The following is a 16,524-nucleotide window of genomic DNA, read 5'->3' as shown; positions in this document are numbered from 1 at the left end:
CGCACCCTCACCCTCCCGCCGCGACGCGGCGGGCCCCTCCCTCTCCCGGGGCGGGAGAGGGGTTGGCGGGCGGGGCGCCTTTTCGCCGGTGTTCTGGGATTGATGGGCGCCCTGCTGGCCGGGCCGGCGGTGGCGGAACAGGCCCCGGCGTCGGACGGCGGCCCCGCGCTGTTCCAATGCAGCCGCTACCTCCGTAACGGGGAGGCGCTCTACGGCATTCCTCCGGGCATCCTGCACGCCATGAGCGTCGTGGAATCCGGGCGGGCCGGGATGCCCTGGCCCTGGGCGCTGAACGTCTCGGGCCGCCCGCACTACCCGGCGACGCGGCGCGAGGCGCTGCGGCTGATGCAGGACGGCGAGGGCGGCCTGCGGGGCGACGTGGCGGTCGGCTGCATGCAGATCCACACGCGCTGGCACGCCGGTTCCTTCGCGGGGGGCGAGGACATGCTGGACCCCGCGGTCAACGTCGCCTACGCCGCGCGCTTCCTGCGGGAGCTGTACGACCGCCACGGCTCCTGGACGGAGGCGGTGCGCCGCTACCACGCCAGCGACCCGACGGCGCAGGACACCTACCTTTGCCTCGTGCTCGACCGGCGGGTGCGGCTCGGCTACCAGCGCGAGACGGCGGAGATGCGCCGGCTGTGCGGCGGCCCGGAATCATGAGCGCGGTGCCATGAAGAAAGTTCTGGTCGGCGTGCTGGCGCTGCTCCTCCTCCTGGTGGCCTTCGCGGGCGGCTATTTCCTGGCGGGCGGGGGTTTGCCGGGCGCCGCGGACGACCCCGCGCCCGCCGAAGCGAACGCCGCGCCCGCCGCCGCGCCGCAGGAGGCGGCGAAGGCGGAGCCGGAGAAGGCCGCTCCGGCCGCGGTCCCGGTTCGCCCGGTCGCGACCGTGAAGGCGCCCACGGCGCGCTTCTCCATCGAACTCGGCGTCTTCCGCTCCGCCGGGAACGCCCAGGACTTCGCGGCGGCGCTGGCCGGGCGGGGCCTGCCGGTGGAGATCGTCGAGACCATGGACGCGGCCGGCGGGCAGTGGCACCGCGTGCGCGCCGGCGCCTTCGCCGACCGCTGGCAGGCCGAGGCGCGCCGCCCGTCCTTCGAGCGCATCGCCGGGATCGGCGGGGTGGTGGTCGAGGAGCCGCTTGCCGCCGCCCAACCCGCGAAGGCCGGCGGCGGCGAATGATCCAGTTCGGACCAAGGGGGTAACCCGCCGGATTTGCGGGCTTCTCCGCACGGCGGGGCGGGCTTCCGGACCATCGCCGCGAAACCCCCGTGGGACTACGCCAGAACGAACCAGACAGCGCGCGGATTTGGGCCGCCGGGATGCTTCTATCAGGCTGGGCCGCCGTCCTGTGGGGCGGGCGGTCCATCCGACGGTTTCTTCCCCAGGAATTCCCGCGATGACCACGATCACGCTCGGACGATGGCAGGTGGCGGCTCTGGCCGCCGGCGTCGCCGTGCTGACCGTCGTGGCCCTGCTGCTGGGCGCGGTGATGGCGGCGCTGATCCTGACCGGCGGCGACGCGCCGATGGCATTGACCCCAGCACCCGCCGCCGCGACCGCTGCGGCGCCTGCCGCGGCTCCCATCGCTGGCGGAGGACTGGGCGCGATGGCACGGAGCAACATCGCCGACAGCTTCGAGGCCCGCCAGGGCGTGATCGAGACGGCGGACATCTTCAGCGACGAGGCGCGCGGACGGGCGATCTCGGCGACCGAGCCGGTGACGCGCGGCGCCGCGGACGCGGCCCGCCGCTTCCTGCCCGGCTGGATGGCCGGCACCGCCGCCCACGTCATCGAGAAGACCGGCTACCGCGTCACCGAGTTCGCCGGCAACAGCGTGGAAGGAGTCGTCGAGGACACGCTGAACGACCGTCTGGACGCGATGAAAGAGGATGGCGCGGCGCCGATCCGCCATTACGCCATCGAACTCGGGCGCTTCGCCACCCCGGCGAATGCGGAGTCCTTCGCCGCCGCCGCCGCCCAGCGCGGCGTGCGCGGCACGGTCGATTTCGCGCCGCTGCCCGGCGGCAACGCCCCCTACGCCGTGCGCACCGGACGCTACGCCGCGGCCGACGAGGCCGCCCGCGCGCTGGACGCGCTGACGCGGGCCAATGGGGTGTCCGGAACCGTCGTCACCCTTGCCGAAGCGGGAGAGCGCTGAACGTCATGACTCCGGTGAACGGAAAAGGATTGGGATTGGCCGGCGCGTTTGTGCTGGCGCTGCTGGTCGCGGCGTGCGCGGAGAAGCCGCGCGCCGCGCTGGACAGCGTGTCCTTCACGGTCGCCCCCGCCGCCAACGACACCACGCCGGTCGCCATCGACCTCGTGTCCGTCCGCGACAAGGCGCTGGTGGACAAGCTGGGGGCGCTGACCGCCGCGGAGTGGTTCGGCCAGCGCGAGCAGTCCATGCGCGACCACCCGACCACGCTCGGCGTGACGAGCTGGGAACTGGTCCCCGGCCAGACGCTGAAGACGGACCTGCCACCGGGCGAGCCGGCCTGGGCAATCCTGGTCTTCGCCAACTATTCCACGCCGGGGCCGCACCGCCTGCGCGTGCCCGACACACGAACGCTGACCCTCACCGCCGGGGACAAGGATGTCGAACTGGTTCCGTGATGTTCTTTCCTTCTCCGTGAGGATCGCATGACCGAGGCGCGCGACATTCCCGACGCCATCGACTGGCACGACGGGATGCTGCTGGCCCCGCAGCATTTCCAGCAGCAGGCGCTGCGGCACGAGCGGCAGCTGACCTACCATGTCCGGCAGGCGCGGCCCTTCCATTGGGGCGTCGTCCATCTCCAGGTCGACCGCGTGCAGCTCGTCTCCGGGCTGGTCCAGGTGCGGGAGCTGGAGGCGATCCTGCCCGACGGCCTCGTCGTGGATTACCGCGCCGGTGTCGACGAGCCGCTGGAGGTGGACATCTCCGCCTACGCCGACCCGGTGGGGCAGACGCAGATCACCATCCACCTGATCGTTCCCGCCGCCCGCGGTGACCGCGCGCCGGGACCGGGCGAGACGCCGCGCTACGTCTCGGTCGAGGGCGCGCCGGTTGCCGACCAGCATGGCGGGGAAGAGCTGTCCATCGCCCGGCTGCGCCCGCGGCTGGCCCTGTTCGCCACCACCGGCCCGACCCAGAAGCCGCCGCAGAAGTTCGTCTCGATGCCGGTCGCGCAGGCAACCTTCCGCAACGACGCCTTCGTGTTGACCGACTTCGTGCCGCCGGCGCTCACCGTCGCCGCGAACGCGCCGCTCGGCCGGCTGGGAGCGGAGGTGGTGCGACGCGTGCGCGAGAAGGCGCTGTTCCTGGCCGAGCGCTCCGGCGTCGGCAACGGCAATCCGGCGACCGAGCTGGCCGAGGCGGCGCGGGCGGAGATCCGCAGCCTCGTCACCGGCCTGCCGCCGCTGGAGGCGCAGCTCGGCGTCGGCGTCTGCCACCCGTTCGATGTCTACATGTCGCTGTGCACGCTGGCCGGGCACCTGTCGGCCTTTGCCAGCGGCGCCGTGCCGGCCAAGCTGTCGCGCTACGACCACGACGACCCGATGGCGAGCTTCGGCGAGGTGCGCGACTTCATCCTGCGCATGATCGACCGCGTGAAGGAGGGCGTCGCCCGCATCCCCTTCACCTTCGAGGACGGCATGTTCGGGTTGCCGATGGATGAGGCCTGGCTGAAGGGCCGGCTGGTCGTCGGCGTGCGCGGCCCGGCTTCCGCCCCGGTCAGCGAGGTCGCCGCCTGGATGGAGAACTGCATCGTCGCCTCCCGCTCGCGGCTGGAGACGCTGTCCGGCCTGCGCGTCAAGGGGGCCGAGCGCGTCGCGCTGGACGACAGCGGCGAGGGCGGTGTGGCCGCCCCGCGCGGCGTGGTGCCGTTCGAGATCAAGGTCGATCCCCGCTACATCGTCCCCGGCGAACGGCTGGAGATCTGGAATCCGGACTCGCTGGGCAGCCGCTTCCGCCCCGTCGAGATCACCCTCTTCGTCAGCGCCTGAGGCTGGGAATGACCGCCATGCTGCACCGCCGGGACCTGGTCGATCACTTCCTCGCCTTCGCGCGGGAACTCCAGAAGCACCGCGCTTCGATCGGGGCGGGCCGTCCGGCCGCCGCCGCGGCGAAGCCCGAGGGCGCTGCGGGGGAGACGGCGGACAGCCTGCCGGCCTTCCTGACCGAGGACGCCCTGGCGATCCCGGCGCCGCGTGGTGCCGCCGCGGCGGTGCCGGCCCTGGCGCTGGAGCCCGACGCCGAGATCATCATCCGCCGCCTTCAGGAGTTTCTGGAGGCGCAGGCGGTCCAGGTCGGGCGCACCGGCACCGACCTGATGATCAGCCAGCACCGCGAGGCGCAATACGCCATGGCGGCGCTGGCCGACGATCTGTTCATCCACGACGTGGAATGGAACGGGCGGGAGCTGTGGCGCAGCGTGCTGCTGGAGCAGGCGGTGTTCCGCACCCGGCTGGCCGGCGAGCGGGTGTTCGACCGGATGGAGGCGCTGCTCGCCAGCAACGACCGGCGGCTGGTCCAGCTCGCGGCGGTCTATCTCTGCGTGCTCGGCATGGGCTTCAAGGGGCGCTGCCGGGTGCCGGGCGGCGAGTCCACCCTGCGCGACTACAGCGCCCGCCTGTTCGAGTTCATCGCCGGCCGCGAGTCCGAGCTGGGCGCCGGGGTGCTGCCCGGCGGGCGGACGCTGATCCCCGCCGCCTACGCCTACACGCTGACCGACGGCAAGGCGCGCACGCTGGCGCGCGGGCCGCGCTGGCCGTTGGTGCTGGGGGCCATCGCCGGGCTGTGGCTGGTGCTGGGGCAGGCGCTCTGGTGGATGTCCACCGCGCAGCTTTCCAACGCGGCGGACGCGGTGCTTCAGGCATCCGTCCGCGTGACCCGCTGACGGGAGAGGACGGTCATGGAACTCCTGGCAGCGGTCCTGTCCGGCATCGCCGGCAACCAGATCTGGGTCTTCGCGGGGCTTCTCGTCCTCGTCCTGCTGATCATCGCTGTGATGGCGGCGATCCTGCTGCGCGCCCGCAGCGCGGCGCCGCCCGCCCCGGCGGAGCCGGCGGCCCTGCCGCCGCCCGACGCGACGGTGGAGGAGGGCGGGGCTGTCCCGGCGCTGGCCGCCACCGCGCCGGACGTCACCATCCGCGACATCCGCCGCCTGTTCCGCGACGGTCTGGCCGCCTACCGCGAGACGCTGTCGCGCAACGTCTATCTGGTACCCTGGTACCTGCGCACCGGCGTCGCCGCGTCGGACGACGCTGGCCTGCTGTCCTGCGCGGAGGAGGTGCGCCCCCCGGTGACCGCCGAGCGGCACGCCGGCTTCTCCTGGCGCTTCTACGACCGGGCGGTGGTCATCGACGTTGACGATCCCCGCGCCGCCTGGGCCGGCGTGCTGGACCTGCTGGGCCGCCGCCGCCCGATGCTGCCCGCCGACGGGCTGATCCTGACCGTGCCGCTGGCCGAGCTGGACGACGTGCGCCGCGCCACCGCGCGCGGGACGGAGCTGTACGCCCGCCTGTGGGAGATCCAGCGCACGCTGGGCTTCGCCCTGCCGGTCTATGTGGTGGTGACGGGCTGCGAGGAGGCCCCCGGCTTCGCGGCGCTGGCCGAGGCTCTGCCCCCGTCCCTGACCGGCGGGATGCTCGGCTGGTCGAGCCCCTACGCGCTGGAGACCGCCTTCTCCCCCGATTTCGTGAGCGAGGCGCTGCAGTCGCTGGCGGATGGCCTGCTGGCGGTGGAGCTGGAGGTGTTCGGCGCGACGGCGACGCCGGACGGCGCCCCGCTGTTCGCCCTGACGGAGCGGTTGACCGGGACGGAGGCGGCGCTGCGCGCCCTGCTCGGCACGGCCTTCAAACGCACGGCCTATCAGGAAACGCTCTACGTTCGCGGCCTCTACTTCACGGGCCGCCCCGATCCCGACGCGGCGGCGCTGTTCGGGCGCGACCTGCTGAACCGCAAGATCTTCCCCGAGGCTGGTCTGCCCAAGCCGACCCGCGCGCTGGCCGCGTCCCGCGCGTGGCGCCGCTACTCCTGGCCGGTGGGAACGGGGGCCGCCGCCGTGGCCGCGATCCTGCTGCTGTGGATGGGGGTGCAGCGCGCCTCCACCCTGTCGGACCGGCTGTTGCCGGTCCTGGCTGACATTCCGGGCGGGCTCCAGCAGCTGGCCGACCAGCGCCCGGCGGTCGAAGCCGGCGCGCCGATGACCGCCGCCTACGGCGATCCCGCCGCCCGCTTCGTCCAGGGCGTGACCATGCTGCCCACCGACTGGACCTTCAACCCGCTGCCGGCCTCCTGGATCAGTGGCGTTCCGGATTCGGTGTCGGGGGCGCTGGCCGTCGGCTACCGCCGGCTGGCCCTGTCCACCGTGCGCGACGTGGCCGAGGATCGCTTGCGCCGCCTGACCCGCGACGGCGGGGTGGGGCCGGCGGGGGCGGGCGCCTTCGAACGGCTGCGCGCCTTCGCGGGCGAGGTCGGCATCGCCGAGGGGCTGGCCCGCGCCTACAACAACGTGGACGCCCGCGACCCGGCCCTGCCGCTGGACGAGGTGCTGGACTTCGCGCTGGGCTCCGGCGTGGCGCGCGGCTTCTCCGCGCGGCTGTACGGCTGGGGGATCGACCAGCCGCCGGGTGGCACCGCCATCCCCGCGCCGGGACCGGGGGCGCAACGCCCCATCGACCTGACCGCCCACCGGGCGGAGGTCAGCCGCCGCTTCCGGCAGTACGCCGACGCCTATCTGCGCGACCTCGCCATGGGCGGCCTCGCCGCCGCGCGGCTGTCGGTCGCCGCCAGCGAGCTGGAGCTGCTGGCCGGCGGGGCGCGGTCCGGTGCCGACGCGGCGGCCGCCTACGGCGAGGTGCTGTCGAGCCTGGAGGACGCCGCCCGCGGCTTGGGGGCGGAGCGCGGCGCCTGGATCGGCGCCAACGGCCCCGTCCTGCCGCCGGAGTTCGAGGCGCTGCTCGGCCGGCTGGAGAAGTCCGACCTGCTCGGCCCCAACCTGCGCGCCGACATCCTGGATCTGGCGCAGCGCCGCTATGACGAGGCGGGCGTCGGCGCCCGCAGCCTGGATTCGGTGATTGGCCGCCTGCTGGAGCAGGCCCCGAATGGCGGTGCCCGCTTGGCCCCCGCGGCGGAACAGCTCCGTCGCACCCTGGCGGTGTGGATGGCCCGCCGTTTCATGAAGACGGACGACAGCGGCGCGCTGGCGATGCCCGCCGTGGGCGCCGGCTGGGACCGCGCCGCTCTGGACAGCATCCCGCCGCTGGTCGAGGACTATCTGCTGTTCGACGCCAAGGACCTGCCGCAGGCGCCGGCCATGCTGCGCACCTCCATGCGGGCGGCGGCGCAGCACCAGCTCCGCCAGGGGGTGGAGCGCATCCTCGCCCGCGCGCTCGCCGGCAGCCCGGCGGGCGGCGGGGTGGACCGGGCCGGCGGGCTGGCGCAGCTTCGCGCTTCGGCCCACGCGCTGCGCACCGCCTTCCCGGTGCTGGCCGAGACCATGCAGTCCTTCCGCCAGATCGGGCTGACCACCTCCGCCGACACCATTCGCGACACGGTGGCCCGGCAGGCCAACGCCGTTCTGGCCCAGGCTGACCGGCTGCTGGAGGGCGACCAGCTCTACCGGCCCGACGCCCACGCGCTGGACGTCTGGGTGGACGGGCCGCTGGTGCCGCACCTGCTGTTCGGGCAGACCACGCCGGCCGGGCTGGCGCTCTATCTCGGCAACGCCCGGCAGGAGGTGACAGTGCTCGCCCGCGACATCGCCGCCCCGGTGGTGGAGATCCTGGAGCGCCCGGTGATGGGCGCCGGGACCGGGTCGGGCGCCGCCTCCAAGTGGGCGCGGATCATCGCCGAACTGGACAAGTACGATGGCGGGCGTCCCAACAGCTCGCTGGCGCAGCTCGAAAAGTTCGTGACGGTGGAAAGCGCCGCGGTGGACGCCGCCGGTTGCCAGAATCTCGGCGCCATCGACGGGGTGCCCGACGACTTCTTCCGCAGCCGTCTGGCCGAGCTGAAGCAGTGGATCGCCACGCGCTGCGTGCTGGCCGCCGACGCCCGCGTCTACGACGCCTATGTCGACATGGCCGCGTCCTTCAACGAGATGCTGGCCGGCCGCTTCCCCTTTGCCGCCGCCGCCGTGGCGGGCGAGGAGGCCGACCCGGCGGCGGTGCGCGCCTTCTACGAGCGGTTCGACGCGCGCTCGGCCTTCGTGCTGGAGGGCTTGCGCCGCGGCGAGCGGTTCGGCACCGCCGGGCGCGAGGCGCTGCGCTTCGTGGAGACGATGGAGCGGGCGCGCCCGCTGCTGATCGCCGCGGTGACCCCGGACCAGAGCGGCGGCCTGGCGCTCGACCCCGCCTTCCGCGTCAACCGCGGGCGTGAGGCCGGGGGCAGCGACATCATCGAATGGAAGCTCGCCACGCCGAACGGCGCCCTGTCCAGCGTGCTGCCGCGCACGCCGTTGCGCTGGTATCCGGGCGACAAGCTGAGCGTGACGCTGCGCTGGGCGAAGGACGGCACGGTGCTGCCGGTGTCCGGCGTCGGTGTGGGGGTGACGGTGGACGGGCCTTCGCTGCGCTTCGACTATGACGGTCCCTGGGCGCTGTTCGCCCTGGCCGGCCGGCAGGCCGCGCCGCAACGCGACCGCCGCCCCGGTCCGGACACCGAGCCGCTGTTGTTGTTCGAGGCCACCGCCAGCGGCCCGGTCAAGGAGGCCGCCAATGCAGCCCCGCTGCCGATCGCTCCGGCGGCCCAGGCGGCTCCGGCGGTCCAGGCGGTGAAGCCCAACGTGCGGGTCTTCATGACGCTTGCGGTCAAGCGCACCGTCCTGGCCGACGGCAAGCCGCCGCGCGAGGAGAAGGTGGCCGTGCCGGCGCTGCCCGCGCAGGCGCCGCCGCTAGCCCCGGTCGGCTCCATGCGGCGGATGCCGGGGCTGGCCGGCTGGCCGGCGCCGTCGGGCGCGGTGGCCCCGGCGGACCGCGCCTTCTTCGATCTGGGCACCCCGCCGTCCCAACCCCCGATGCTCCGCCCCGCGGCCCAACGCTTCCCGTGAGCAGCCAAATGACCGCATCCCACCCGCTGATCGACATCGGCGCCCTGCTCCAGCCCATCCCCGGCGACGACCCGGCGGGCGACGACCTGCGCCATGGCCCGGAGTTCGACGCGCTGACCGAGGCGCGCCGGATGGACGACGATCTCGACCAGGGCATCTGGCAGACCACCGTCAAGAAGGCCGACTGGAAGGGCGTCGTCCAGCAGGCGTCGGACCTGCTGACGACCCGCACCAAGGATCTCCAGGTCGCGGCGTGGCTGGTCCAGGCGCTGGGCCGGCTGCACGGTCCGGCGGGGCTGGCGCCGGGGCTTCTGTTGGTCCACGGGCTGGTCGAGGATTTCTGGGACGGCCTCTACCCGCGGCTCGACGACGGCGATCCGGAGCCGCGGCTGGCGCCGCTGGTCTGGCTGGACAGCCAGTTGTCGCGCGACCTGATGGCGACCACCATCAGCCAGCCGGCGGGGCCGAACGCCGACGAGACGCACAGCTTCCAGGACTGGCAGAACGCGCAGCGCCTGCGCAAGCTCGCCACCCGCGACCCGCGCGCCTTCCACGCGGCGGTCGATGACGGGGAGGTGACGGTCGAGCAGATCCTCGCCGCCCAGGACCGCACGCCGCCGGACTTCTACCAGATTCAGCACGGTCATCTGCGCGACACGGTGACGGCGGTGCGCACGCTGGCGGCGGAGCTGGATGCCCTGGCCGGGCGCGCCGCCCCCGGTTTCAGCCAGCTTCTGAAGACCCTGGAAAGCCTGATCCAGTTCCACCGCGAAGCGCTCGCCAAGCGCGGCATCGATCCGGACGGCGCCGCCGCCGCGACGGAGGAGGCCGAGGGCGAGGAGGGGGCCACCATCGACGCGTCCGCCGAGATCATCCCCGCCGCCGCTTTCGCCCGCCCCGGCGGGCCGCGGACCCGGCAGGAGGCCTACGCGATGCTGCACCAGATCGCCGATTTCCTGGCGCGGGAGGAACCGCACAGCCCGACCTCCTACCTCGTCCGCCGCGCCGCGACCTGGGGGAACCTGTCCCTGCCGGAGCTGTACGCCGAGCTGCTGGGCGACCGCGGCGAGGTCGGACGGATCTTCGGCCTTCTGCGGCTTGAGGAGCGCTGAGCCATGCCCCGCATCCTGCTCGACTACCCCGGCATCAAGGGTGAGTCGCTGATCCGCAACTACAAGAATCTCGCCGACTGCTTCAAATTCGACCTGTCGTCGGGCAAGCGCGAGGTCGGCGGCTTCAACTACGACGACCCGATCGAGGACAACTCCTACTTCGGCAGCCGGAAGGCGCAGAAGCAGGACAAGCTCGGCGTCGACAGCCTGAAGCTGGAGCGCCATTTCGACCTCGCCTCGCCCAAGCTGATGCAGGCGGCCTTCGATCCGCAGAAGAAGGACGTCACCGCGACGATCCATTTCTTCCGCACCTTCGCGCAGCTTCAGGGCGGCGATTATTTCGGCGAAAGCGACATCTTCGCCGAGCCGTACCTGACCATCATCCTGAAGAACACGCAGATCACGGAGTACGTGCTGTCGGTCGACGACGACGACAGCAGCAACGGCACCGAGACCATCTCGCTGGCCTTCGACCAGTTGCAGATGACCTACCAGCACCAGATCGACGGCCGGAAAATCGGCCAAATCCGTGGCGACATCACATTGGCGAGCAAGTCATGACCCAGTCGAACCCGTCGGCCCTGACCGGCGACACCACCCTCCTGTCCCGCAACGGCGAGGGGCGCCGCCGCCCAGGGCGCCGGGCCGAGCATTTCCTGGAGCAGGTGATGTTCCAGAGCCGCTGGCTCCTGGCGCCGCTCTATGTCGGTCTGGTGGGTGCGCTGCTGATGATCGGCTGGCGCTTCGCGCTGGAACTGGTGCACGCGCTGCCGCTTCTGATCCACGGCACGGAAAACGACATCATCCTGATCGTTCTCGGTCTGGTCGACCTGACGATGGTCGGCAACCTCGTTCTGATGGTGATCTTCAGCGGCTACGAGAACTTCGTCTCGAAGATCGACGTCGCCGGACACGCCGACCGCCCGGAATGGATGGGCAAGCTGGATTTCAGCGCGCTGAAGGTGAAGCTGATCGCCAGCATCGTGGCGATCTCCTCCATCCAGATCCTGAAGACCTTCATGAACGTGTCGGAGGTGTCCGACCGCGACCTGATGTGGCTGGTCGCCATCCACGTCACCTTCATCGTCTCCGGCGTGCTGCTGGCGACCATGGACGTGCTGGTCAAGAAGAGCCACGCGCACTGACATCCGGCAGGAAAGGAGAGGGCATCATGATTCGGTACGCGCTGGCGTTCCTCGCCATCCTTCTGACCGGCCTGCCCGGAGCGTCGAGGGCGGAGCCGGCGAAGGTGGTGGTCGGCACCTACGTCAACCAGATCACCGGGGTGAATCTCCGCGACAATCAGGTCAATGTGGACTTCTACGTCTGGTTCCGCTGGGACGACGACTCGCTGAACCCGCTGGAGACGTTTGAGCTGATGAATGGGCGGATCGAGTCCCGGACGCCCACCCCGGTCCGCAAGCTGAAGGACACCAACTATGGGCAGGCGCGCGTCCAGGCCGTTCTGAACCAGCCCTGGGACGTGAGCCGGTTCCCCCTGGACACCCAGACCATCCGTCTGGTGATCGAGGACAGCGACCAGACGGCCGAGCATGTCGTCTACGTGCCGGACATCGACAACAGCACCGTCGATCCCGACGTCGACGTTTCCGGCTACACGCTGATCAACAACGGCGCCACCATCTCGGCGCACCGCTACCGCACCAACTACGGCGACATCACCCTGCCGAAGAACCACGAGTCCGTCTATTCCCGCTACACCCACGCGATCACGTTGGAGCGGCCGGATTCGGTCTATTACATCAAGACCTTCTCGACCATCTTCATCTCCTCGGTGGTGGCCTTCCTGGCCTTCCTGGTGAAGCCGGTCGACCTCGACCCCCGCTTCGGCCTGGGCATCGGCGCGCTGTTCGCCGTGGTCGCCTGCTATTTCGTCATCGCCAGCGACCTGCCGCGCAGCAGCGGCTTCACCCTGTCGGACCGGGTCAACCTCGCCTCCATGGGCATGATCTTCCTCAGCCTGATGCAGAGCGCGGTGTCGCTGATGATCTACGAGCGGAACGCGGCGAAGTCCCTGCTCCTGGACCGCTGGTCCCTGGTGGTCTTCCCCGTCGCTTACGCGCTGCTGTGCGTCTGGCTGACGACGGTGTGATGCCGCCGGGCGCCGCTCCGGCCTGAGCTTCGCCACAATCCTCCGCCATGCTCCGCAGGGAGCGACGAGGGAGAGTGGCATGATCGGAAACCGGACGGCGCTGGCGGCGGCGGCGTTTCTCGCCATCGGGATTGCGGTGGCGGGCTGGTCGGCGGGGCGCGAGGTCGCGCAGGTCCGGCTGGCCGACCGCTTCGTCACCGTCAAGGGCTCCGCCGAGCGCGAGGTCAAGGCGAACCTCGCGCTCTGGCCGGTGCGCTTCGTCGCCACCGGCGACGACCTGTCCGCCGTGCAGGCGAAGACGGCGGCGGACGAGAAGGCCGTGCTGGCCTTTCTGGAACGCTACGGGCTGGGCGCCGACGCCGTCGTCTCGCGCTCGCTCGATCTTGTGGACCTGCTCGCCCAGGCCTACCGCCAGGGGCCGGCGGATCAGCGCTACATCCTCACCCGCACCCTGATGATCCGCAGCCCCGACGTGGAGCGGGTCGACCGCGCCAGCCAGAATCTGGCGGAACTGCTCGACCAGGGCGTCACCCTGGGCGGGGAGCCGGGCATGGGCTCCGGCCCCAACTACCTGTTCACGCGCCTCAACGACGTGAAGACCGAGATGATCGCCGAGGCGACCGCCAAGGCGCGCGAGGCGGCAACCCAATTCGCGACCGACAGCGGCGCCACTCTGGGCGGCATCCGCCGCGCCAACCAGGGCCTGTTCCAGATCCTCGCCCGCGACGAGGCCCCCGGCATCATGGAAAGCCGGCAGATCGACAAGATCGTCCGCGTCGTGTCGACCCTCGACTGGGAACTGGTGGATTGATGGGGCAGCAGCGCTCCGCCCGCCCTCTCGCTGTATAGGTCATCTACATATTGGATTCGCCGCATCCGGCCATCCCTCGCCAAAGGAACGGTGCGGGCGGCGTGGACTCTTGCGGGTCGTCAAGGCCTTTTGAAGTCCAGGGTGGTCAGCTGGTTCCAATAATTCGCCGTTTTCGACACAAGCCCAACAACAACGCCTCCTCACGCACCGAAGATCGCCCATAAAATCGGCAAGATGAGCAGGGGGCGTGCATCTTGTTCCCGGCGCGTTTCACACGGCGTTCCGATTTTCAGATCGGCGTGACCGCTGTTCCCCTCCCCAGACCTCAAAAAGTGAAGATGTCGCCAGAAAGCGCTAGTTCACCTGCTCGGAGCATGGTTATATAGCCAGCATATATAGCGAATCCGGGGTGCCCGCTCATGTCCGTCCAACCGCAGGTGTCGTTCGCCGGGCCGCACGCGTCGCCGATCGGCGCCGAGCGCATCCGGCTGCTGGAGGCGGTGGGGCGCGAGGGCAGCATCTCCGGCGCGGCGCGGTCGGTCGGCGTCACCTACAAGGCGGCCTGGGACGCCATCGACGCCATGAACAACCTGTTCGGCCGCCCGCTGGTCGAGGCGCAGGCCGGCGGAAAGCGCGGCGGCGGAACCGCCTTGACGCCGGACGGCGTGCGGCTGGTCGCCACCTTCCACCGTCTGCAGAGCGAGATGGTCCGCGCCTTCCAAGTGCTGGAACCGGAACTGAACGGCACCGGCCTGTCGGCGGCCAGTCTGATGTGGGGATTCTTCATGCGCACCAGTGCCCGCAACGCCCTTCGTGGAACCGTCACCGCCATCACCGACGGGGCGGTGAACGCCGAGGTCACCCTGGCCGTCTCGGACCAGACCTCGATCGTCGCGATCATCACCCGCGACAGCGTGCGCGACCTGGGCCTGTTCCCGGGGCGCGCGGCGACGGCGCTGATCAAGGCGCCCTTCGTGATCCTTGCGCCGGCGGACGAGGCGAAGCGCACCTCGATGCGCAACCGCGTGGAAGGCGTGGTGTCCCGTCGCGAGGACGGCGCGGTCAACAGCGAGATCACCCTGGACATCGGCGGCGGCAAGACGCTGACCGCCATCATCACGCTGCGCAGCGCCGACGACATCGGCCTGAAGGCGGGCGACCCGGCCTGCGCGCTGATCGACGCATCGCACATCATTCTTGCGGTGGATTGACGATAGATCGGAAGGAGTTTTCGAATGACGCGTGTCCTGCTCGCCGCCGTCGCGCTGCTGTCCGTCTCGGCGACGGCCCATGCCGACGAATTCAACGTTGCGGTCGCCGCGAACTTCACCGCCCCGGCGAAGGAGATCGCCACCGCCTTCGAGCAGAAGACCGGCCACAAGGCCGTCCTGAGCTTCGGCGCGACCGGCCAGTTCTACGCCCAGATCAAGCAGGACGCCCCCTTCGTCGTCTTCCTCGCCGCCGACGACGAGACCCCGCGGAAGGCCGTGGAGGAGGGCTTGGCCGTTCCGGAATCCCGCTTCACCTACGCCGTCGGCCGTCTGGTGCTGTGGAGCAAAGCCGGCGACGCGCCGCTGGGCGAGGACACGCTGCGCAAGGGCGCCTTCGAGAAGCTGTCGATCGCCAACCCGGCGACCGCGCCCTATGGCGGCGCCGCGGTGCAGGCCATGAAGAAGATGGGGGTCTACGAGGCGATCCAGCCTAAGATCGTCCAGGGCAACAGCATCGCCCAGGCCTTCCAGTTCGCCGAGACCGGCGCCGCCGAGCTGGCCTTCGTCGCCCTGTCCCAGGTGATCGCCAAGCCGGACGGCACCCGCTGGCCGGTTCCGGAAGCGCTGCACGACCCGATCTTCCAGGACGCCGTCCTGCTGAAGAAGGGCGCTGGCAACGAGGCCGCCACGGCCTTCCTCGCCTTCCTGAAGGGACCGGAGGCCGCCGCGGTGATCTCCAAGTACGGCTACGGCACGCGGGCGCCGAACTGACCATGCCGGCCTTCCTGGCAAAGACAGCCCGCCGATGAGCTGGCAACCGATCATCCTGACGCTGGAGCTGGCGGCGCTGACGACGGTCATCCTGCTGATCGTCGGCACCCCCCTGGCCTGGTGGCTGGCGCGGTCCGGCGCCTGGTGGAAGGAGGCGGTGGCCACGGTGGTGGCGCTGCCCTTGGTCCTGCCGCCGACGGTCCTGGGCTTCTATCTGCTGATGCTGCTGGGGCCGAACGGCCCTGGCGGGTGGCTGGCCTCGCTGTGGGGCGCCCGCTCGATGGCCTTCACCTTCGAAGGGCTGGTCATCGGGTCGGTGCTGTACTCCATGCCCTTCGTCGTGCAGCCGATCCGCAACGCCTTCGAGGCCTTTGGCGACCGCCCGCTGGAGGCGGCGGCGACGCTGCGCGCCTCGCCGCTCGACACCTTCTTCACCGTGGCGGTGCCGCTGGCCCGCCGCGGCTTCCTGACCGGCGCCGTGCTGGGCTTCGCCCACACCATGGGCGAGTTCGGCGTCGTCCTGATGATCGGCGGCAACATCCCCGGCCAGACCAAGGTCCTCTCGGTGGCCATCTACGACTATGTCGAGACGCTGCAATGGGACGAGGCCCATCTGCTGGCCGGCGGCATGCTGGTCTTCTCCTTCACGGTGATCCTGACGATGATGATGCTGGAGAAGCGCATCGGGCGGAGCGGGCGATGAGCCTGTCGGTGCATTTCCATGGCACGCTCGGCCGGTTCGAGCTGGATGTGGCCTTCGAGGCGCCGGGCCGCGGCATCACCGCGCTGTTCGGCCCGTCGGGCTGCGGCAAGACCTCGGTGCTGCGTTGCGCGGCCGGGCTGCAGCGGCTGAACGGGCGCTTCGCCCTGGACGGCGACGTCTGGCAGGAGGGGCGCAGCTTCCGGCCGACGCACAAGCGGCCCATCGGCTACGTCTTCCAGGAAGCCAGCCTGTTCCCCCATCTGTCGGTGCGCACCAACCTGTTGTTCGGTCACCGCCGGACGGTGGGGCGCGGCGTGCCGGAGCACATCCGCCTGGACGACGTGGTCGACCTGCTGGGGCTGGGGCATCTGCTCGACCGCTCGCCCGAGCATTTGTCCGGCGGCGAGCGCCAGCGGGTCGGCGTCGGCCGCGCTCTGCTCTCGCAACCGCGGCTGCTGCTGATGGACGAGCCCCTGGCGGCGCTCGACCGCTTCAGCAAGGAGGAAATCCTCCCCTATCTGGAGCGGCTGCACGGCGTCCTGTCCGTCCCCGTCCTCTATGTCAGCCACGACATCGCGGAGGTCGAGCGGCTGGCCGACCATCTGGTGCTGCTGCGCCAGGGACGCGTCGTCGCCGCCGGCCCGATGCAGGAGCTTCAGGCCGATCCCACCCTGCCCATCGCCCGCATGCCCGAAGCCGGGGTGACCCTGCCGGCGGTGGTGGCGGGGCGGGAGGACGCCTACGGCCTGACCCTGCTGCGCCTGGACGGC

Annotated in this window: 16 protein-coding genes (1 of these 16 cut by a window edge); all 16 read left to right on the top strand. The window is 71.1% G+C overall.

The features are described from left to right. The first annotated feature begins 102 nt into the window (after window positions 1–102). Window positions 103–663: a lytic transglycosylase domain-containing protein gene (locus D3869_RS17460; protein WP_247895904.1), complete on the top strand. Its 561-nt coding sequence runs from the start codon at window positions 103–105 to the stop codon at window positions 661–663. Window positions 664–673: 10 nt separating this feature from the next. After that, the gene (locus D3869_RS17455) at window positions 674–1,180 is read left to right on the top strand and encodes an SPOR domain-containing protein (protein ID WP_137141203.1); all 507 of its coding nucleotides are present in this window, start codon (window positions 674–676) and stop codon (window positions 1,178–1,180) included. A gap of 217 nt (window positions 1,181–1,397) precedes the next feature. Then, complete coding sequence (locus D3869_RS17450; RefSeq protein WP_137141202.1) at window positions 1,398–2,159, top strand: SPOR domain-containing protein; 762 nt, start codon at window positions 1,398–1,400, stop codon at window positions 2,157–2,159. A gap of 35 nt (window positions 2,160–2,194) precedes the next feature. Beyond that, window positions 2,195–2,614, top strand: coding sequence for a hypothetical protein (locus tag D3869_RS17445; RefSeq protein WP_247895903.1), 420 nt, complete (start codon window positions 2,195–2,197; stop codon window positions 2,612–2,614). A 27-nt stretch (window positions 2,615–2,641) separates the two neighbouring features. Continuing rightward, window positions 2,642–3,985, top strand: a complete 1,344-nt coding sequence (gene tssK / locus D3869_RS17440) for a type VI secretion system baseplate subunit TssK (RefSeq protein ID WP_137141200.1) — start codon at window positions 2,642–2,644, stop codon at window positions 3,983–3,985. Window positions 3,986–3,993: 8 nt separating this feature from the next. Then, complete coding sequence (locus D3869_RS17435; protein WP_137141199.1) at window positions 3,994–4,878, top strand: DotU family type IV/VI secretion system protein; 885 nt, start codon at window positions 3,994–3,996, stop codon at window positions 4,876–4,878. 15 nt (window positions 4,879–4,893) lie between these two features. Then, window positions 4,894–9,033, top strand: a complete 4,140-nt coding sequence (locus D3869_RS17430) for a type VI secretion system protein (protein WP_137141198.1) — start codon at window positions 4,894–4,896, stop codon at window positions 9,031–9,033. Between the two features lie 8 nt (window positions 9,034–9,041). Then, window positions 9,042–10,145 (top strand): type VI secretion system protein TssA, encoded by a 1,104-nt coding sequence (gene tssA / locus D3869_RS17425; RefSeq protein WP_247895902.1) that lies wholly within the window; start codon window positions 9,042–9,044, stop codon window positions 10,143–10,145. A gap of 3 nt (window positions 10,146–10,148) precedes the next feature. Then, a complete protein-coding gene (locus D3869_RS17420) occupies window positions 10,149–10,706 on the top strand; it encodes a type VI secretion system tube protein Hcp (protein WP_137141196.1) in 558 nt (185 codons plus the stop codon). Continuing rightward, on the top strand, window positions 10,703–11,290 hold the full coding sequence (locus tag D3869_RS17415) for a TIGR00645 family protein (protein WP_137141195.1): 588 nt from the start codon (window positions 10,703–10,705) through the stop codon (window positions 11,288–11,290). Before D3869_RS17420 ends, D3869_RS17415 begins: the two co-directional genes overlap by 4 nt. A 26-nt stretch (window positions 11,291–11,316) precedes the next feature. Continuing rightward, on the top strand, window positions 11,317–12,258 hold the full coding sequence (locus tag D3869_RS17410) for a hypothetical protein (protein ID WP_137141194.1): 942 nt from the start codon (window positions 11,317–11,319) through the stop codon (window positions 12,256–12,258). Window positions 12,259–12,337: 79 nt separating this feature from the next. Continuing rightward, the gene (locus D3869_RS17405) at window positions 12,338–13,069 is read left to right on the top strand and encodes an SIMPL domain-containing protein (protein WP_119509459.1); all 732 of its coding nucleotides are present in this window, start codon (window positions 12,338–12,340) and stop codon (window positions 13,067–13,069) included. A gap of 419 nt (window positions 13,070–13,488) precedes the next feature. Further along, window positions 13,489–14,280 carry a TOBE domain-containing protein gene (locus tag D3869_RS17400; RefSeq protein WP_137141193.1) on the top strand — a complete coding sequence of 264 codons (792 nt, stop codon included), beginning with the start codon at window positions 13,489–13,491 and terminating at the stop codon, window positions 14,278–14,280. 24 nt (window positions 14,281–14,304) lie between these two features. Beyond that, window positions 14,305–15,051 carry a molybdate ABC transporter substrate-binding protein gene (gene modA / locus D3869_RS17395; protein ID WP_137141192.1) on the top strand — a complete coding sequence of 249 codons (747 nt, stop codon included), beginning with the start codon at window positions 14,305–14,307 and terminating at the stop codon, window positions 15,049–15,051. Window positions 15,052–15,085: 34 nt separating this feature from the next. Next, on the top strand, window positions 15,086–15,754 hold the full coding sequence (modB, locus tag D3869_RS17390; protein ID WP_137141191.1) for a molybdate ABC transporter permease subunit: 669 nt from the start codon (window positions 15,086–15,088) through the stop codon (window positions 15,752–15,754). Further along, window positions 15,751–16,524: the 5' portion of a molybdenum ABC transporter ATP-binding protein gene (modC, locus tag D3869_RS17385; protein WP_137141190.1), read on the top strand. The gene runs 318 nt beyond the window's last position; 774 of the gene's 1,092 nt are visible here — the first part of the coding sequence; the start codon lies at window positions 15,751–15,753; its stop codon lies off the right edge, out of view. The genes modB and modC overlap by 4 nt, the downstream gene beginning before the upstream one ends.

The organism is Azospirillum brasilense (genome assembly GCF_005222205.1).
Taxonomy (GTDB): domain Bacteria; phylum Pseudomonadota; class Alphaproteobacteria; order Azospirillales; family Azospirillaceae; genus Azospirillum; species Azospirillum brasilense_G.
This window is presented reverse-complemented; position numbering and strand designations above follow the sequence as displayed.